Raw genomic sequence first — 19850 nt, 5'->3', positions numbered from 1 at the left:
CCTTGAAATATGGATCCGTCTGATAATCCGTGGAATATTCAACCAGCAACGACAGATTTCACACCAAACCCAAGAATCGTAAAGAATTAATTACAGCATTAAGTGGTAGCTATGAGCAGTAAAACAGTAGGAAGTATATTAATCATTGCCGGTACGACAGTCGGCGCAGGCATGTTGGCATTGCCTCTCGCCTCAGCGGGTCTCGGCTTTACTACATCCACTCTCATTATGATAGCAATGTGGATACTAATGAGTTATACCGCACTGCTGATGTTAGAAGTACACCAACACGCACCCGCCGGTGCAACGCTCAACACCTTGGCAAAACAATTTTTGGGACGTAAAGGCCAATATTTAGCTACCTTTGCAACGCTATTTCTCCTTTATGCATTGTGCGCCGCGTACATTGCGGGTGGCGGTGGTCAATTCAATTCAAAGCTATCATCCATCGCGCACTTTGACGTTCCCCCTGCTGCCGGAACTGTTCTGTTTACCTTCCTTGTAGCAAGTATCATCATGCTAGGAACGCAAAAGGTAGACTTTATAAATCGCGGGCTTTTCGCACTAAAAATCATCATGCTAGCACTGTCTTTGGGGTTACTCACGCCACATGTATCAATGAGTAACCTTATCGTACTGCCTATCGAACAAGGTCTGCTGGTTGCTGCTATTCCCGTGATTTTCACCTCTTTTGGTTTTCACGGCAGCATTCCTTCCGTTGTGGCATACACTGGCCTTAACATGCGGGCTCTTCGCATTATCATGATTTGCGGGTCAGCCTTGCCGTTACTTATCTATATGTTCTGGCAAGCAGCGAGCTTTGGCGCTCTGGGACAAAGCTCTCTATCACAAAGTGGTGACCTGCAAGGTTTCTTCCACGCTATCAGTGCCGTTGTTATGTCCCCTCGTGTTACCTCGGCTATTTCATGGTTTGCCGATCTTGCCCTAGCCACCTCTTTCCTTGGCGTGAGTCTTGGCCTTTTTGACTTTATTTCGGACACATTAAAACGCGACAACACCGTCAAAGGTCGAATGCAAACTGGGGCTGTTACATTCCTTCCCCCTTTGCTGATCGCGCTCTTCTACCCAGATGGATTTATCAAAGCGTTAGGCTATGCCGCGATAGCGCTGGTTTTACTCGCAGTTATTCTTCCTGTTTTAATGGTCAGAAAAGTACGTCGTACGGGATTAAACCAAGATAAGTACCAAGTTTTTGGTGGAAATATCGCCCTCTCCATTGCTATGATTAGCGGCCTAATTGTAATTGCCTCACAATTAGTAAACGGTATCAATTAAGAGACGATACTGTGCCGGTGTATTTAACACGGATGTTACATACTGCACCGACAATACAATCACGTTTGTGAATATAAATTAATTAGACGCCGAACCTGGCACCAGATCCTATCTGCTGTGTCGAGTTTGGCTTTTGTTTGTGTGGGAGATCCTGCGTGCGCTATCGCTCGACTTTGGCAGCAGCAAGTTTGCTGTGTGCTCAATCTGCTTTTGCTTTTGATGCTTCAACCCTGAATTTTGAACAGCAAGCATACGACTATTCAAATACTTATGGCTTTGCACCAACTGCATTGAGCGATAACTCATCACTGGAAACAGACAAAGGTATGCGCTTCAATGACGCACCGAGTCACCGTTTACCAAAGTACCTGACCACTGCACCAGAAAAAGACTGGGATTACCTGATGGGTCAGACTTACACCATTTTAGGTTTGAGTGTGGCAACCGTGGGTATGATGACGTTTCTTCCAGAAAGCGTCACTAACTGGACCGCAGAAGATCGTGATTTCAGTAACCTTGCGAGCAAATGGTGGGACAACGTTTCTGAAGGCCCAGTATGGGATAAAGATGATCACTACCTGAACTACGTGATGCACCCTTACTTTGGCGGTGTTTACTACACCGCAGCACGTCACTCTGGCTTTAACGAATTTGAATCGTTCGTATACTCTTTCACAATGTCGACGTTCTTCTGGGAATACGGCGTAGAATCATTCGCTGAAGTGCCGTCTATCCAAGATATCATTGTTACCCCTCTCTTCGGCGCAGCAGTGGGTGAATGGATGTACCTGACTGAGCAAGACATCGTTGCAGATGGCGGTGAAGTACTTGGTTCAGAAACGCTGGGTGGTGTTAGTTTGTTCTTCCTAAACCCAGTTGGCCATATCCACCATTGGGTAACCAGTATCTGGCAAGGCGATACCGAAGTGAAGATGAACTACAACCCGTGGTTTGATAATAAAGAAGCGATGCAATACGCGATGGACTCAGGTGCCGGTTACGACGCGCAGTTTATTGGTATGCAAGTCAGCCTGAAATTCTAAAGCGACGAAAAAAACGCATAAAAAAGCCAGCTTTTAGCTGGCTTTTTTGATCACGCAAATCCGCGGATTATGGTCGTCACACCTGCAAAAGAGCATAACGCGAGCAGCCCATACCTTACCCACTCCGCGCGGACAAAAGGTGCCACTTTATAGGCGATTGCTGAAGCGAGAAGCACGAAAGGCAATGACACTAAACTCACTTTTACATGCCATAACGTAAAATAGCCGGCCGCCGCCAATGCAATCAGAGAAATCACACAGCTAAAGATGAAATAACCTGAAAGGTTAGCCCTCAGCTTTACCACATCCATTTTTTGTAAAACCAATGCCATTGGCGGTCCACCAATACTGGTCGTTGTACCCATGATGGCGGCAACAAACCCCGCCAGAAACATATTCTTATTGTTCGGTTCTACTGAAAATTTGAACACACTGGCGATAACAGCAAATAAAACAGCGACTCCCATAATAATTTGCATGGACGACAAAGAAAGGTATACCAACATTACCCCAGCGACCAGCGTGCCTGGAATACGACCAACAAATGCCCAGCCTAAGCCTCTGAGTGACAATTGGGACCGATATTGCCATGTATTTACTGACGAGAGATACAAGGTCACAAGGGTGACCGCGGTCGGCACCAACATAGGATCAATCATCATCACGATCGGGGCTGAGACAATCGCGAGCCCGAAACCGATTAGGCTTTGCACAAAAGCTCCCGCTGACAATGCGAGAGCGATAAGAATGAGCTGATCAAAGCTCAGGTCCATTTAGCCTTTCCTTCTGGCGTGTATAAAGAGGTTGCGCGGCGTAAGTGCCCGTTCACAGAACGTGGTTACGTCAACATCAAAACCGTTCTCTAAGAGGTAGATTGCTCGGTCCAAAACCAGCCACATTTCAAGAGGTCGTCTGAACAAGGTACGAATGGTTTCCATTTTCTCCACGTGGTGGAATCGCGCTTCACCAATTTGTTGAAAATGGTCAAAGTCGACGTATTCAGGAAGCTGTATTTGCTTTTGCTGCGCTGCCCAATGACAAAATGCTGAAAACCCTTCATTTAATAATGATTTTTGTACATTGGGAACAGGTAGATAGCAATCAGAATTGTTCAATTCTCGCTGCAAGGCATCAAACCCTAGGCGAAAACTCACTTCGACAAAACGTTTGTTCTTTACCGTTTGTCCCGCGGTTACCGTTTCTTGCAACGGTAACTTTAAATCGTGTCGAGACAACGTGAGTGACGATTTCTGCGCGACGCTGGAAAGTGGCTGATAGAACGGATTCTGGATAAGGTGATAGCAGCACGGAGAAACGCTTACACTTTTTATCTCCGACCCTACACTGTGGCGCAACAAGGTAACATGGAGATCGCCGCAAGCATGCAGGGCTACTGCATGATCGCATTCACGCAGTAAACGGGCACTGTCAGGAGAGAAGGCATCGCCGTGAACAAAGTGCATGTCCAAATTGTGCTTATGGGCATAGTCCTGGCCATCGTCACAAAGTATCTTCTGCCATTCGAGGCTTGTCACTTTTCCTTTTCTTGAAGCCGCTAAGACTCGACCCAAATACCCCTTACCCGCACACCACTCTAGCCAATGCCCAGCTGAGTCTTCTGGTAATGCCTGATTAAACGCTTGAATTTGTGCCCACTTTCTTCCCGGAATGCCTGTCGCCCAATGCGTATCACATTGAAGCGAAGACATGGCGTGTTCCGGCACATCACCGGATCCCTGCAAGTGCGCGATCTCAGGTAACCAATCACTGATCGCCTCAGCTAATGCAGAAGGGTTTTCTTTTAGTGCTTGAAGTGTGGTTAAGCTTTGTTCATCCAGCCAATGGCAAAGAGTTGGGTGTGTCTTGCGCCAAGGCAAGTCCATACAGTCGAACGGGACACCCTGCCAAAGATCAACATGACTCGACAACATCTCGTCGAGTCTTAAAAACTGTGAAACAAGAGGAGACGCTACATGAGACAAGACTTACTCCGGGCTGAAAAGCGGTTTAATCAAAACGCGCGGAGTATAACCCTAACCCTGAATAACCTGAAGTTGCGCAGGTAGAAACCAGCATGAAACTCCACGGAAACAGCGTTCAACGTTAGGGGGCGTGCGAGTAAAAGAGTCTACGACGAAGTTTTAGTTAGCGAACCGGCAACTCCATCGAGGCAAAGAGTTTATCCACCTCATTTGGGTCTTTACATTGCATGGCTTGATCAACAACATCTCGCGTCAAATGCGGCGCAAAACTTTCGATGAAGTCATACATATAGTTTCGCAATACGGTGCCTTTACGGAACCCTATGCGCGTAGTGCTTGCATCAAAAATATGGCTAGCATCAATAGCGACAAGGTCATCATCAAGCTTGGCATCATAAGCCATCGTTGCCATAACACCGATCCCAACGCCCAAGCGCACATAGGTTTTAATCACGTCAGCATCTGTCGCTGTAAAGACAATATTGGGGCGCAATTTCGCTTGGTTAAACGCAGAATCTAGACTCGAGCGTCCTGTAAAACCAAACACATAGGTAACCAGTGGGTAACGCGCGATATCCTGAATGGTAAGTTTGGAAACACGAGTCAGCGGATGGCCTTTTTTCACAATGAGGGATCGCGTCCAGTGGTAACAAGGCAGCATAACCAAATCCTCGTATAAGTGAGACGCTTCCGTGGCGATCGCAAACTCAGAGGCTCCTTTCAACACAAAACTGGCTATCTGGCTTGGCGCACCTTGGTGCATGTGTAACGACACTTTGGGATACCGCTGAACAAAGCGTGAGATGACATCAGGCAGCGCATATCGCGCTTGCGTGTGCGTGGTCGCAATGTTTAGCTGCCCGTATTCTGGGTTTGTATATTCTTGTGCAACGGATTTGATGCTATCTACACGGGAAAGAATATCGCGTGCAATATCAACGATCTGCTCGCCCGCAGGTGTCAACTTTGTTAAGTGTTTACCGCTACGGCCAAATACCTGTACCCCAAGTTCATCCTCGAGTGCGCGAATTTGCTTACTGATGCCAGGTTGTGAGGTAAACAGACTTTCTGCCGTGGAAGACACATTCAAGTCATGATTAACGACTTCCACGATGTATTTTAATTGTTGTAGTTTCATAGGGTTGTCAGCAGCAAATGGAGATATACATAGAATTTATAACGTTTATCGTAGGGTTTGAGTAGCGGTAGTTGCCATATCCGCAAGCTATCGCTCAAAAAAAGCGCATTCAACATAAAGTGCCAATAATTCGTAACTCTGTTAAGGCCACTAACTTAATGAATGTCCGCGCAATAAACGTGCGTTCAAACGCAGTAAGCTTGAGAAAAGCGTTACGTCACGCCAGATTTTAGCTAAGATCGAAAATAGTACTATCAAACTATAACCATACTTGCAGATCGTGTATCTTAGTCTGCCTAAGTTGAAACAGGGAACATCGACGCTCGCTTATGAATATCGCCTTGATTGTGGGCTTATCCGTTATTTTGCTCGGCCTAATTGTTGGTTACAACATCATGGCCCAGCAACGTCAACGTGTTGAGTCAACTAAGCGCCAGGAAATGGCTAAATATATTGCTGTTATTGATGCCACGGAAGAGCTGATCGGTAACGCTCACAACTTGCCATATAGTGGCACGCTGTTGGTTTGTTTAAACCAAAAAATTCTCGATGCATTAAAAACAATGTATGACATCGACAAATCAGATCGTTCTCTGCCACAGCGCATCAATGATGTTCAGGGCCAAGTGAACCAAATCAAACAAGCTTATCAGAACAAAGAATCAACCTCTTTTCGCGTACCTGACAGTGACCGAGAAGCGATTTCAATGCTCAAATTGGTAAAACGTCTTCGCGCCGTTATCAAAGCAGAGCACACGAAGGGACGTATGCCGACCCAAGCGTTTGTATCCGAAAATGCGCGCCTAGAGCAAATGCAGTTGAAAATTAACATCGAGAATGTGGTTAAGCGCGTTAACGATGCAAAAATTAAAGGTCAAATGGGCACCGCACAGCAACTGCTCAAGAAAGCCTTGGCAATTGTCAGTGCTAAAAGTGACGCTTACTGCCAGTCCGCCAAAGAGAATCTAACCGCAATGTTGGATGACGTTAACAACACCTTGAATCAAGGTGCTGAAGCGGCCAAGCCTAAAAATGACGAAAACAAGGAGCTCGATGAACTCTTTGCTCCAAAGAAGAAGTGGTAGAGCCCTATCCCGCTTCTTTGAAAAGGCCCATTCGGGCCTTTTTTTGTGCCCCAAACTCAGCCCAGTGCACACGTCCATCACCCGCAGTTTCTTGATACTGCTTCCAATTAATTTCATGCCGCGAATTAATCTGTGCTTCATGTAACATTTTTTTATTAAAGAATGTCGCTTTAAGTGCCGATAAGTACGATTAGTGTCAAAATTCTTGGCTTATTTTCATTTTGGCTCTCCGACTTATTTTTAGTCCTAAATTTTTTAAAGCCAACATTACTTTTAGTCTTCTCCAAGACTGCCGTAAGAGTGAGAGAACAATGAAGTTGTCTGTCGTACAAAGAACCATCGCCGGTTTTGCATTAGTATTTGTACTAATGGCTCTACTCAGCAGTGTCAGCTTATTCAATGCAAAAACACTACAAAGCAAAGTCGAACAAATCACCGACCAATCCACACCAATGGTGGTGGCATCCGGGAATTTAATCACCCAGTTAATGCGTACTAACTTGTTGGTAAACACTTTCCACAGTAACAACGAAAGCGTGTATGCTGTCGACAATCACTTTGATGAACAAAAACAGCACTTTTTCCAGACATTGAAGCGCGCAGAAAGAAATGCCGTTCAACAAGAGGAGCGGCAGCAGCTTCGCGCCATTTATCAATCATCATCGACTTACTATGATCAAGCTGCAGAACTGATTGATATGCAGCAACGCGCACTCACGCTCATTGAGCAGCGCAAAGCGTTAGATCTTAAATTCCTTCGCTTAGAAGACACTTACCAATGGGCAGCAAACTTGCTGCTTCAAAAAGCCTCGGTAAAGCGTTCACTGCATAATCGCGCCGAGCTTATTACGAGTGGTATTGCCCGCGATCTGAAGCTACTGCGTCGCGCGAATCAAGATACAGATTTGACTCAACTTCGCTCTGCCCTGTCAAAAGACATCGAAATCGCGTTCAAACGTCTTGCGCTCATTTCTGTTGAAGACGATGTCAAAGCACGCTATTCGCGCAACCTTAAGAAAGTAGAGTCACTCACACTTGGTGAAGACGGGTTACTGGATGTTCTGACCCAACAACAGAACATAAACCAGTCTCTATTGCGCGAAAATCGCGAAACCAGTGAACAAATGGAGCGAATCCAAACTCAGCTTCAAGGTTTTGCGGACTACGCACAACAGCTAGCCCAATCAAGTCGCTCTGCGGCCGAGACGGCGGTGAGTGAAGCGTTCTTGTATGTCATCATAATGACGTCGGTTGCGGCAGCCATCAGTATTTGGGTTGGCTTTTCGACTACCCGCAGCATACAAAAGCCATTGGCACGTATTAATACTGTGCTCGACAAAATGACATCGGGCGATATGCGTACCCGCACCAACTACGACACCGACGATGAGTTCGGTGAGTTGAGCCGATCGATAGATATGCTGGCCAGCACTATGTCACAGACGCTCGCAAAATTTGGTGATGGGGCAAAACACCTTCTAGACGAAGCAGGTCGCGCCGCAACCGTGAGTGACAGTGCGATGTCTCGCGTTGAAGATCAGAAATCGCGTACCGACCAAGTCGCTGCAGCAATTTCAGAAATGGAAGTCAGTGCGAAAGAAATTTCTCGTTCAACGGAAATGACTGTTGCGGAGGTTGAAAACACAAACCAGGCCGCTAACAGCGGTCGTTCTCAAGTGTCTCGCAGCCGTCATTTGACCGAACAACTGTCAGGCAATATCGAAGAAGCGGTTTCCAACACCCAGCAATTGAACCAGTACTCTTCCAACATTGGCTCGATTCTTCATGTTATTCAAGACATTGCAGAACAAACAAACTTACTGGCATTGAATGCTGCCATTGAAGCAGCGCGTGCCGGTAGCCATGGACGCGGTTTCGCGGTAGTCGCGGATGAAGTTCGCGCATTGGCAACCCGAACGCAAAAGTCGACGGAAGAAATCCAGCAGATGATCAATAACCTGCAAGGCAATGCTTCCCGTATGGCGGAAACCATGAGTGCAAGCCAGAAGCAAATGGAAGACTGTCTGAATCAAACACGTATGACAGATGAAACATTGCAAGACATTGTGTCACGCATGGAAGCAATTCAGGAAATGGCGGTGCATGTCGCGCAAGCAACGGAAGAGCAAATTAAGGTCAGCCACGAAGTCGCAGAGCATATCAATGGCATTGCTCATGTGGCCTACGAAGCAGAGAAAGAAGCACGGGAGTCAGCAACTAGCAGCGACGCGCTAGCGACGCTGGCTCAAGAGCAACAAAACCTGATTTCTAACTTCCGCGTGTAAGGAACTGATCATGAAAAATACTTTCCTTTTGCCTTTGGCTGCAGTGGCGTTGGCAGTGTCTTCTTTTGCAAATGCGCAAACCACACTGGTTATCGATTCTTGGCGCAGTGACGACAAGGTGTGGAATGAGAAGATCATTCCTGCGTTTAACAAACACTACCCAAATATCAAGGTTGAATATCGTTCTCCACCAGACATGGATGCATCAAAATGGAATGACGATATGGAGAAGCGCTTTGCCCAAGGTACTGCAGGCGACTTGATTGCCTGCCGTCCTTTTGATGGTTCATTGGGTCTATTCCAACGCGGTTTGTTAAAAGAAGTGACCGAAATGGAAGGTATGGAAAACTTCCCTAGTTTCGCACAGGCTCCTTGGCAAACAGACTCTGGCGCACAAACGTTCTGTTTACCTATGGCGTCAGTGATCCACGGCTTTTTCTATAACAAAGATATCTTTAAAGACATCGGGGTTAACGAGCCTGTCACCAAAGCGGATTTTTACTGGGTATTAGAAAAAGCTAAGCGTCAGGGATATCTGCCACTGGCAATGGGCACGAAAGACAAATGGGAAAGTGCCACCATGGGCTTCCAAAACATTGGTCCAACATACTGGAAGGGCGAAGATGGCCGAGAAGCCTTGGTTAAGGGCTCTGAAAGGATAGACAGCGAGCCTTACCGTCAGACATTCCGTGAACTGAAAAAATGGGCTAACTACATGGGCGACGACTTCGACCAACGCAGTTATGCTGACGCAGGTTCTCTGTTTTCCGATGGAAAAGCTGCCATCTACCCTGCTGGCTCTTGGGACATTATGACGTTCAAAGGCAAAGTGAATATGGGCGTGTTCCCGCCACCCGTCGAAAAGAAAGGTGATGCTTGTTACTTCACCGATCACACTGATTTGGGGATGGGGGTCTATTCACACTCGAAAAACCCAGAAGCCGCTGACCTGTTCCTAAAATGGATGACGACCGCAGAGTTTGCCGAGTTGTTGACCAACGAGATTTCAGGCTTTTTCTCGCTGTCTAACCATTTCTTCGAGGTTAACGACCCCATTGCTCAAGAAATGATGTCATGGCGTGATACTTGTGATTCCACCATTCGTAACACAGCGCAAGTGCTGTCACGCGGTGAGCCAAACCTAGAACTGGAAGTGTGGGAAACCAGCGTGAGTGTTATGGCAGGTCAACTTTCACCTTCACAAGCTGCCTCTCAGTTGCAAAAAGGGCTGGAATCTTGGTACCAGCCTCAGAAAGAGAGTCTAAGCAACGCCAGCGCAATGATGCTGCAATGCCCTCCCGTTAAATAGCTTTCAGGCTTTACAATAACCCGGCCAGCGTGCCGGGTTTATTTTTGCCCCTGACACCGTTGTTAAATGAGATAATCCCAACGGTTACACTTGTTATATTTCCTCCCGTTTCAGCAACACAGTTAACACGTGCCTCGCGACCTTTTTACCGCCCAATAACCCCTAATTCCATATGGGAATATCATATTTAGTTTTCATCTAGATACTGAATACAACACTTGATCTCATTCACGTTTCGCTTTCTAACTCTCCCTATAATCGCCCTGGATTCCACATTTACTTCGATGAATAAGTATGACTAACGTAGAGAACAAAGGCGGACAAGCGCGTATCGTGATGACAAGTGTCATCGCTGTATCAGCGCTCATTTTCGTATCGCAATTTATTATTGGCACCCAAAAAATTGACCTGGGCTTTGCTACCATCTCCATCCTTCCAATGCTGTTTGCTGTTATGTTCGGCATGGCAATGTCAGTTAACTGGACCAAAAACAAAGTTAAAGCTTGGGGCAAAATCTTCACCGAGAAAGAAGAAGGCTTCTGCGGAAAAATGGTCGGCTACTGCTTACTCGTGTTGGGTACCCAATACGCTGGCATGATCATTCCTAACCTTGAAATGATCATCAATGCTGGTGTTCCACTGCTTCTGCAAGAGCTGGGTAACCTTCTTCCAATTCTGGTTGCTGTTCCTTTGGCAGTGAAGTTTGGATTTGGCCGTAAAACTATCGGCGCATGTTCTTCTATCAGCCGTGAACCTTCAATCGCGGTTATCCAAGGCAAATTCGGTACAGGTAGCCCAGAGTATGTTGGCGTACTAGCAATTTACCTGTGTGGTTCAGTGATCGGCACCCTTTGGTTCTCCGTTCTAGGCAGTATCGCTCCGCTAACAGGTCTACACCCACTGGCACTTGCTGCTGGCTCTGGTGTTGGTTCAGGCTCAATGCTAAGCGCAGCATCAGGTGCACTGGTATCAGGTCTGGATCCAGAAATGGCAAAACAGGTTCTGAGTATCGCTGCTGCATCTAACCTGCTGTCTTCTGTATTGGGTGCCCTGTCGCTGACCTTCCTAGGTCTGCCACTGGCCGAATTCATCTACAAAATCTGTAACAAAGGTAAATAAGCCATGAAAGCCATTTTTAACGACATGAAGCTAGTGTCGCTTGCGATTGTACTGGCTGGTTTTACCCAATTCCTGACGAACGGTACTGCGCCACTTGAGATGGTAAACAGCTTTATCGCAATGTCAGTGATCGTATTCTTGTCGCTGGTTGCTAAGAAGTTCATTCCTTCTTCTCTGCCAACGTTCGCATACGCAACCATCATCGGTATTCTGATCTGTTTGCCAGACACACCTGTTCGTGCGTACTTCCTGGAATCTGTGGGTAAAATCCAGTTCCTGTCAGTGTGTGTGCCTTTGTTGGCGTTCGCGGGTCTGTCTGTAGGCGGCCAGATGGAAGAGCTGAAGAAGATGTCATGGAAAGTGATCGTCATCTTCCTGATTGTTGCAACCAGCTGTTTCTTCGGCGCATCACTTGTTGCCCAAATCGGCTTCCAAATGAAAGGGATTATCTAAATGTCAGCTAAGTACAGCAATTTTAACCTAGACAGCAAACTGCTAGGCCTGCACGAGTTCAGCATCAAGACCCGTCGCGATTTGCACCAGATCCCTGAAGTGTCTGGCGAAGAATTCAAAACCTCGGCGTACTGTCAGGCTCTGATGACCGAAATGGGTTACTCACTGACTACCTATGAAGGTTTCACTGGCTTTATCGCAGATTTGACCGTGAACCCAGAGTGGAGCCGTGTCGCTTTCCGTGCGGATATGGATGCACTGGAAATGCAAGACATGACGGAGAACGAGTACCGTTCGAACCACGAAGGTCGCTCACACAACTGTGGTCACGATACCCACATGGCGATCATTCTGACCACGGCAAAATACTTGTCAGAAAACCAAGGCGAGCTTAAGCACAACGTTCGTTTTGTTTTCCAAATGGCAGAAGAAGACATGCGTGTTCCTGGCGCGAGCAAAATGGTTGAGCTGGGCTGTATGGACGGCGTTGCAGAAGTATATGCTCTGCACAATGACGCTGCGCTTGAATACGGCATGGTGAAAATCAACAACGGCATTATGTCTTCTTACGGTTCTGCGTGGACGCTGGATGTACACGGTGTATCTGCTCACGGTTCTACGCCTCAAAAAGGCATGGATGCAATCCGTGAAGCAAGCCGTATCATCATGGACATGGACTACATCGTTGCTAAGCGCACTAACCCATTCAGCCCTGCTGTATTCGGTTGTGGTATGTTCAACGGTGGTAGCATTCCAAACGCCGTGCCTGACTACGCACAAGCCCGCGGTACGATCCGTGCGATGGATGCGGAAACTGACCAAATTCTTAAAGACAGCTTCGGCACCTTCGTAAAAGAAAGTGAAATCCGTGGTTTTAAAACCACCATGGTGTGCGAAGGTTACCCTGCGGTAATCAACCACCCAGAGGCTTACCAACGCGTTATTGATGCGGCACAAGCAACCGTGCCTGCTGACCGTCTTGACCCTCACGGCAAACCAATGACAGGTTCTGAAGATTTCAGCCTAATGGTAAACGCTGCTGAGAACCAAAAAGGCGCAATGTTCTTCTTGGGAAGTGGTAATGCTGAAGCAGGTATCTGTAACTACCTGCACTCAAGCCCTTACTACGTAGATGACGATTTCCTGCTGATTGGCGCGCAAATCTTCACGCGTATTGCTTGCTCATAAGACAAGCCTAATTCCCCCTAAAAATAAAAAGGCCGGAGCATGCTCCGGCCTTTTCTTTTGCTTTGTCAGTCAACGAGCATCACACGTTTTTCACACACATGACGTGATAGATGCCATCGTGCAACTCTGTCCCTTCAGTCTCTTTTTCAAAGCCTGGGAATTCGTCATCCCACACTTCTAGACTCTTGAGATATTTGATCTGAGGACTGCTCTCGTCACCAAAGCTTTCACCTGACATCAGCATCGGAATACCCGGTGGATACGGGATAACCGCATTCGCAGCGACTCGGCCCACCAGCTGATGCGACGGCACCATTTCAACGTTATCTGCCACAATCGCCTGGAAGGCGGCACGCGGTGTCATAACCGCTTCAGGTAACATTTCATACGCGGCATTCAGCACTTCGCCCGGATTATGCTTCTTGAGGTACGCAAAGATTTTGTCACCGAGATCTTTAAGCCCCAAGTCGCCATAGGCATCAGGGAAATCCGCCACCAAATCGGGTAATGCATCGACCAATGGCGTGTTGTTATCGTAGTGGCGCTTAAAGGCCATCAAGGTATTAACCAAGGTTGCCCACTTACCTTTGGTGATACCCATAGAGAAGAGGAACATGACTTGGAAATCGGTAGTACGTGTTGGCACGATACCAAAACGGCCGAGATACAAGGTCACCAATGCAGCCGGAACGCCCGTGTCGAGCAGGTGTCCGTCATCGCCCATGCCTGGCGCAAGGATACTGACCTTGATCGGGTCGAGCATACACCAGTCAGCAGGCATGTCTTCGAATCCATGCCACTTATCACCCGGGTGCATGACCCACGCATCCTGACTTTCGCAAAGCAGATCCGCAGGCGCATCTTCAAAGGCGTAAGATTGGCCAGTCGCAGGGTCTTTAACCACTTCGGCATTCCACGGCGTGAAGAACCAGTCCCCTTTTTCACTGTACTCTCGATTCAAACGTCCCATCGCTTGACGGAAGTCGACCGCTTCGCGAATCACTTCCAGTGTCAGCGAATGACCACGGTTACCCGCCATCTGAGAAACAGCAATATCATTCGAGGCACTAATGGCATAGAGCGGGGAGGTCGTTGCATGCATCATGTACGCTTGATTAAAGCGTTCGTAACTGATGGCCCCTTTACCGTTTCTCACATGAAGCCAAGAAGCTTGTGAAAGTGCATTAAGTAATTTGTGTGTTGAGTGTGTAGCGAATACAGTCGGACCATCTGGGTCTTCTACCGGATCACCACGCATTGCAAAGTGATTTTCATAGATAGGGTTGAAGCGCGCATAACCGTACCACGCTTCATCGAAATGAATACGGTCACTGCTTTCTGCCAGAATATCCTGTGCACGTTTTGCGTTGTAGCAAAGACCATCATAGGTACAGTTGGTCAACACAGCATAGACTGCACGTTGATCGGCATAGTCTTTGGTTAGCGAATACTCTTTCGCTCGTTTATCAAGAACGGGCTTAGACAACTGATCTGGAAAGATAGGGCCGATGATGCCATAGCGGTTACGGGTCGGAACTAAATAGATAGGGCGTGAGCCAGAGAGCATCAATCCCTGCTCAATGGATTTATGGCAATTCCGGTCACAGATAACCAAATCGTTTTCGTTCATACACGCCGACATAATGGTGCGGTTAGAGCCCGATGTTCCCGTCACCAATGAATACGATTGATGCGCACCAAACACTTTCGCCGCATATCGCTCACTTTCACCGAACGATCCTGTGTGGTCGAGAAGTGACCCTAAGCTGCCGCGCTCAATCCCCATATCGGTGCGGAAAATACCTTCACCGTAATAGTTATAAAACCGCTGACCCGCTGGCGTTTTGGTAAAGCCTACCCCACCTTGGTGGCCCGGAGCTGCCCACGAATACTCATGAATGTCATCGTATTTCATGAGTGCAGACATGAGTGGCGGAAGCAGTTGATTGCGATAACGTGTCATCGCAGCAATCGCACGACCGGCGATAAAGTCTGGTGTGTCTTCAAGGATCCAGGCGAACTCATCCACCTTTTCCATCATTTCCTTGGTAACGTGCAGCGTGATTTTTTTGCGTTCTGCTAAAAGGAAAACAGGGACACCTTGTTGACGACGGTTCAGCTTGTCGATTAGCACGAAAAAGCGATCGTTTTCTTCGGCTTGTGAACCGCTCATTGCCGATGTCAACATCAAGCAATCTAACGCCGTGTTAGTGAAAATCATGGAGTAACAGTCATCGTAACTGTTGGCTACCATCACTCTCGCCCCGCCCTCTTCGAGTTCGGCAATCAACCTTTCGATCGCATTGCCTACCATACCCTCTCTGTGGGCCTCTTCCAGAATCAGAACATTAAATTTCTTTCCATAGGTTTTCATAGCCTACCCCAGCACCGTACATGAAGAAGAGATTGCTCAAATGTTTGTTGAGACTCATTCACCATAGAAGAGAGCTTAGCAACACAAAGTCGCAAAAGAGCAACTATGAAAAAAAAACCTTAAATCAATCGTGCAGCAGGCAGCACTAATTTCTGGGCGTTATTTTTTATCTATCAGACTGTCTTGTAAACGAATCAAACCCCGCCCAGCTGAACATCTACTTTCATTTCGACGGTACGTGCATTTTGATGTAGATCGCAAAATGTCACCTTTTAGCGCAACTCTTATATGCTCTCTAAAAGACAGCGCATGGAAGAAACTCATTTCCGCATATCAAATGAAGCCCAAGGCGGTGGAGAATAAACATGGCATCAGGAAACAAAATGGGATTGGTTGGCCTCACGACTATCGTGACGGTCAATATGATGGGGTCAGGCATCATCATGCTGCCTGCCAGTTTGGCTCAAACCGGGGCAATTTCGCTGCTCTCATGGATTGTTACCGCTATTGGCGCAATGTGTATTGCCTATGCATTTGCCAAGTGCGGGATGTACTGCAACAAAGACGGAGGGATGTCTGCATATGCCAATGAGGCGCACGGCAAGTCCTCATTTTTTATTGCCTCTTACACCTATTACGTCTGTTTGGTTATCAGTGCGGTGGCCATCGCGGTATCCGCAGCTGGCTATTTAGTGCCCTTTTTCCCTTGGATAAAAACCACCCCGATTCATACCTTTATCGCTGTCGTGGCAATTCTCGTTGTCACCATGGTAGCCAACTTTTGGGGACCAAAAATCACAGGGCAAATTTCAGCAATCACGGTGTGGGGTATCATCATTCCTGTGGTAGGTCTTTCTATCGCTGGTTGGTTCTGGTTTAAACCAGACGTGTTTGCAGAGGCATGGAACCCGCACCAAGATACCAATATCACCGCGATTTCTTCAGGTATTGCACTCACGCTGTGGGCGTTTCTTGGGATTGAGTCGGCGGGGGCAAACTCGGGGGCCGTGGAAAACCCCGAAAAGAACGTCCCCTTGGCGTGTATGCTCGCCACAAGCTTCACGGCCATCGTTTACATCGCTTCGACATCCGTGATTCAAGGGATTATCCCGAATGCAGAGCTTGCAAAATCAGATGCGCCATTTGGTCTTGTATATACCTATATGTTTAATGAAACCGTAGGTAGCATCATCACTGCATTGGCCGTAATCGCCTGTATTGGTTCGTTGTTGGGCTGGCAGTTCACCAATGCACAGGTTTCCAAAGCAGCCGCTGATATCAAACTGTTCCCGAAAGTGTTTGGTGAAGTGAATAAAGCCGATGCCCCTATCAAAGGCATGCTGATCATGCTGGGACTGGAATTGGCACTGGCAATCATGACCATTTCGCCAAACTTGGTAAATCAGTTCAACGTGCTGCTTAACTTGGCGGTATTTATCAACATGGTGCCTTACATCTTGTCGCTCACTGGCCTTGAAGTCATTTTGCGCAAGAAAAATGTCAGCAAGAAAGAATACCAAACCGGTGCTCTCATCGGTACGCTTGCGGTGGTGTACAGCATTTACGGGGTCTACGCCTGTGGTCAATCGGCCGTATTCTATGGCGCAATCTTGACGCTATTTGGCTATATTTTCTACGGCTTCATCGCAGCGCGCGACAACAGAGACAACGGCTCAATGGCCTAGGAGGGAAAGATGCACTGTGCAGATCTGAACCCTAAAACACTCCGTAGCGTGATGCTCTTGTCACTCCTACTCCTTCTGAGCGGGTTTTCGTTCTCGCTCTATGCAGCGGAAGAGGCGCAGGAGACGGAAGCTGTTGAAGTGGATGAGATGGACCCTATGACGGCGATAGAAATTATTATCGGTAAGCGGATCCCTGATTCCGTGTTGGAGGGCGATCGTCCACATCATGTATATCGACCAAAAACACCGATATATCATCACCATCATCCCGAGAATGAGCCCGAACCACCGGCTATCCGAAAGCACTTGTTGGTCGACCATCCAGAGTTGAATAACAACCAAGGGCGCGTTATTCGGACACCGCCAGAAAATGATGGGCAATAACGTACCCATAAAAAACGCCAGCAAGTGCTGGCGTTTTTGTTCCTAAACATTTTGATGGTCAGTAAACGGGTAACTCTACCCCTTCAAACAGCGAGTCCACTTTTTCGCTGCTGTTCTGCATCAACACATTTTCCATCAGAGTCTTAGTAAGATGAGGCGAGAACGACATCAGGAAATCGTACATGTAGTTTTGCAGCAGGATATCTTTTGAAAAACAAATCCACGCATTTGAAGGCTCAAACAAATGGTCGAGGTTGATATACGTCAGACCCGTATTTTTAATGTCTTTTGCTGCAAGAGAAGAAACAATCCCAATACCAAAGCCTAACTGCACATAACGTTTTATAACGTCTGCATCCATAACCGTCATAAAGTAGTTTGGCGAAATCCCCTCTCGCTCAAACGCTTCATCTTGTGTGCGTCGGCCCGTTGCACCTGGTTCATAACTCAAAATAGGATACTCAGCCAACTGCTTTAGCGACGGTTGAGGTACATCAGCCAATGGATGATCTTCCGGCACCACCAGACCCAAGGTCCATCGATAGGCTGGCAATACGATAAGATCGTTATCCAAACCTACATCGTGGGCAACAATTGAAAAATCGGAGTGCCCTTTGCTGATCACACCTTTTGTCTGTAATGGCAAAGTAGGATGCAAATGGAAATTGATATTCGGATATTTACGCGTGAAGTACGACACACTGTTTGGCAATAAGTAGCGCGCTATCGTATGGGTCGTGTAAATATTCAGGGTGCCAACACTCGGGTCCAAGTGCTCACTCGCCAACGCTTTTATTTTTTGTTCCAACGCCAGCATACGTTCTACTTGTTCGAGAATACGCTCGCCAATGGGAGTGATACCACTCAGGTTTTTGCCACGGCGTTCAAAGATACGAACACCCAGCTCCTTTTCAAGCAACCCAACTTGCTTGCTGACCCCTGGTTGCGTTGTAAAAAGCGATTGTGATGCGGCGGACACATTTAGATTGTTGTCCTTTATCGCTTTAAGATATTTGAGCTGTTGAAGTTTCAATCCCTTACCTCAAACTAAAATGGCAGCTATAGATCCTAAATTTATAAGAGCAAACTATTTTAAACAAGCGTTATACCGTGAGTTTGCTCAGTGTTTAGCAAATGTAAGGAAGAAAAAGGAAAGCCTGCAGGGTGCAGGCTTTCGATTGGCAGGTTAATCTGCGCACTTACTGGCATTTATTTAAAATACTGTCGCTGGCATCTTCAATAAGATCTAACACCAGCTCAAAACCTCTACCACCACCAAAATACGGGTCTGGGATTTCATCGAGTTTTGAATCGCCGTGGCTTAAAAACAACGACACTTTATGTCTGAGATGCTTCGGGCAGTTATCCAGTAAGTCGGCAAGGTTGGCCTTGTCAGCCGCCAATATCATGTCAAAGTGCTCAAAGTCTTCTGGCACAACAGGGCGAGAATAGATACCCGAGAAATCGTACCCACGCGCCTCCCCTGCTGCACGGCTTCGGGCATCAGGTTTTGACCCTTCGTGATAACCGATAGTACCGGCAGAATCGATAATCACGTTAACGCCTCGGTCTTGCGCTTTCTGCCTTAGTACCGCTTCACCCGTGGGCGAACGGCAAATATTGCCCATACAAACAACAAGTATTTTTTTTGCTTCGTGCGCTTTCATTGTGCTCGACATCCTGTCTTTGTGACTGATTTTTCCACGATGTTGCTTTCAATTTATCAGACTGCCTACTGTAGCACCATGGTTAGTCAGCTTTCCGATGCCGCTAACTCAGATTTACTTTCGGTTCTCGCTTCCATTAAAAACTGATTTTGGTATGTTGTGATCCATTCGCGAAAGCAGCGCATAAAAATCAGCTATTTGAAGATAAAGGACCCAACAATGAGCGATGAACGCTACAAAGCCCGCCAACAAAAAGTCAAAGAACAAGTGGATGAACGTGTCGCTGCAGCTCAAATTGAAAAAGGGTTGCTGCTTGTTATCACAGGGAACGGCAAAGGAAAATCCACGGCAGGTTTTGGCATCGTCACCCGCGCTACGGGTCACGGCCAAAAGTGTGGTGTTGCACAATTTATTAAAGGCACGTGGGAGTGCGGTGAGCGAAACTTACTGCAAAAATGCGGCGTCGAATTTCATGTGATGGCGACTGGCTTTACGTGGGACACACAAGATAAAGAAGGCGACACCCGTGCGGCTCAAGAGGTTTGGCAGGAATGTAAGCGCATGCTGACCGACCCAAGTTATGACGTGGTACTGCTCGATGAAATGACTTACATGGTGACATATGGCTATGTCGAACTCGATGACGTGGTAACCGCTCTAGAAAACCGTCCGAGCGAGCAATCCGTCGTTATTACAGGCCGCGCCGCACACCGCACATTGACCGACATGGCTGATACCGTGTCTGAAGTGCGAAACGTAAAACACGCTTTTGAAGCCGGTGTGAAAGTGCGCAAAGGCATTGATTGGTAAAACTATCGCCAGAAAAAGGGCTCTTAAGTGAG

The 19850-nt window shown here is 47.3% G+C and carries 17 protein-coding genes; 11 read left to right on the top strand and 6 right to left on the bottom strand.

Going from position 1 to position 19850, the window contains the following annotated elements; translation table 11 throughout:
- The first annotated feature begins 111 nt into the window (after positions 1-111).
- Positions 112-1296, top strand: coding sequence for an aromatic amino acid transport family protein (locus tag LRP49_RS11160; protein WP_274142253.1), 1185 nt, complete (start codon positions 112-114; stop codon positions 1294-1296).
- 155 nt (positions 1297-1451) lie between these two features.
- Positions 1452-2339, top strand: a complete 888-nt coding sequence (locus LRP49_RS11155) for a DUF3943 domain-containing protein (protein WP_274142251.1) — start codon at positions 1452-1454, stop codon at positions 2337-2339.
- A 50-nt stretch (positions 2340-2389) separates the two neighbouring features.
- On the opposite strand, the gene LRP49_RS11150 is transcribed toward LRP49_RS11155, so the two are convergent.
- The 3 genes from LRP49_RS11150 to cysB form a co-directional block, all read right to left on the bottom strand.
- Positions 2390-3112, bottom strand: a complete 723-nt coding sequence (locus LRP49_RS11150; RefSeq protein WP_274142250.1) for a sulfite exporter TauE/SafE family protein — start codon at positions 3110-3112, stop codon at positions 2390-2392.
- A complete protein-coding gene (locus LRP49_RS11145; protein WP_420791544.1) occupies positions 3113-4321 on the bottom strand; it encodes a methyltransferase in 1209 nt (402 codons plus the stop codon).
- Between the two features lie 163 nt (positions 4322-4484).
- Positions 4485-5459 carry an HTH-type transcriptional regulator CysB gene (gene cysB / locus LRP49_RS11140; RefSeq protein WP_274142249.1) on the bottom strand — a complete coding sequence of 325 codons (975 nt, stop codon included), beginning with the start codon at positions 5457-5459 and terminating at the stop codon, positions 4485-4487.
- A 329-nt stretch (positions 5460-5788) separates the two neighbouring features.
- On the opposite strand from cysB, the gene LRP49_RS11135 reads away from it, so the two are divergent.
- From LRP49_RS11135 to LRP49_RS11110, 6 genes are all read left to right on the top strand, one after another.
- A complete protein-coding gene (locus LRP49_RS11135) occupies positions 5789-6544 on the top strand; it encodes a DNA repair protein (protein ID WP_274142247.1) in 756 nt (251 codons plus the stop codon).
- Between the two features lie 311 nt (positions 6545-6855).
- Complete coding sequence (locus LRP49_RS11130) at positions 6856-8829, top strand: methyl-accepting chemotaxis protein (RefSeq protein ID WP_274142245.1); 1974 nt, start codon at positions 6856-6858, stop codon at positions 8827-8829.
- Positions 8830-8839: 10 nt separating this feature from the next.
- A complete protein-coding gene (locus LRP49_RS11125) occupies positions 8840-10138 on the top strand; it encodes an ABC transporter substrate-binding protein (protein ID WP_274142244.1) in 1299 nt (432 codons plus the stop codon).
- A gap of 294 nt (positions 10139-10432) precedes the next feature.
- Entirely contained in the window at positions 10433-11257 is an 825-nt protein-coding gene (locus LRP49_RS11120) for a DUF3100 domain-containing protein (RefSeq protein WP_274142243.1), read from the top strand.
- A gap of 3 nt (positions 11258-11260) precedes the next feature.
- Positions 11261-11710, top strand: coding sequence for a hypothetical protein (locus LRP49_RS11115; RefSeq protein ID WP_274142242.1), 450 nt, complete (start codon positions 11261-11263; stop codon positions 11708-11710).
- The gene (locus LRP49_RS11110; protein ID WP_274142241.1) at positions 11711-12898 is read left to right on the top strand and encodes a M20 metallopeptidase family protein; all 1188 of its coding nucleotides are present in this window, start codon (positions 11711-11713) and stop codon (positions 12896-12898) included. It begins immediately after the preceding gene.
- 79 nt (positions 12899-12977) lie between these two features.
- Here the strand turns inward: LRP49_RS11110 and adiA are convergent, their stop codons facing one another.
- Positions 12978-15272, bottom strand: coding sequence for an arginine decarboxylase (gene adiA, locus LRP49_RS11105; protein ID WP_274142239.1), 2295 nt, complete (start codon positions 15270-15272; stop codon positions 12978-12980).
- A gap of 365 nt (positions 15273-15637) precedes the next feature.
- Between adiA and potE the strand changes: the two genes are divergently transcribed.
- Together potE and LRP49_RS11095 are read left to right on the top strand one after the other, a co-directional pair.
- Complete coding sequence (gene potE, locus LRP49_RS11100) at positions 15638-16957, top strand: putrescine-ornithine antiporter (protein WP_274142238.1); 1320 nt, start codon at positions 15638-15640, stop codon at positions 16955-16957.
- 9 nt (positions 16958-16966) lie between these two features.
- On the top strand, positions 16967-17341 hold the full coding sequence (locus tag LRP49_RS11095) for a hypothetical protein (RefSeq protein WP_274142237.1): 375 nt from the start codon (positions 16967-16969) through the stop codon (positions 17339-17341).
- 58 nt (positions 17342-17399) lie between these two features.
- On the opposite strand, the gene LRP49_RS11090 is transcribed toward LRP49_RS11095, so the two are convergent.
- Complete coding sequence (locus tag LRP49_RS11090; RefSeq protein WP_274142235.1) at positions 17400-18374, bottom strand: LysR substrate-binding domain-containing protein; 975 nt, start codon at positions 18372-18374, stop codon at positions 17400-17402.
- Positions 18375-18540: 166 nt separating this feature from the next.
- Positions 18541-19008, bottom strand: coding sequence for a low molecular weight protein-tyrosine-phosphatase (locus LRP49_RS11085; protein ID WP_274142233.1), 468 nt, complete (start codon positions 19006-19008; stop codon positions 18541-18543).
- 219 nt (positions 19009-19227) lie between these two features.
- Between LRP49_RS11085 and cobO the strand changes: the two genes are divergently transcribed.
- On the top strand, positions 19228-19818 hold the full coding sequence (cobO, locus tag LRP49_RS11080; RefSeq protein WP_274142231.1) for a cob(I)yrinic acid a,c-diamide adenosyltransferase: 591 nt from the start codon (positions 19228-19230) through the stop codon (positions 19816-19818).
- Positions 19819-19850 lie beyond the last annotated feature (32 nt).

The sequence above is a fragment of the Enterovibrio qingdaonensis genome (assembly GCF_028683135.1).
GTDB lineage: Bacteria > Pseudomonadota > Gammaproteobacteria > Enterobacterales > Vibrionaceae > Enterovibrio > Enterovibrio qingdaonensis.
This window is presented reverse-complemented; position numbering and strand designations above follow the sequence as displayed.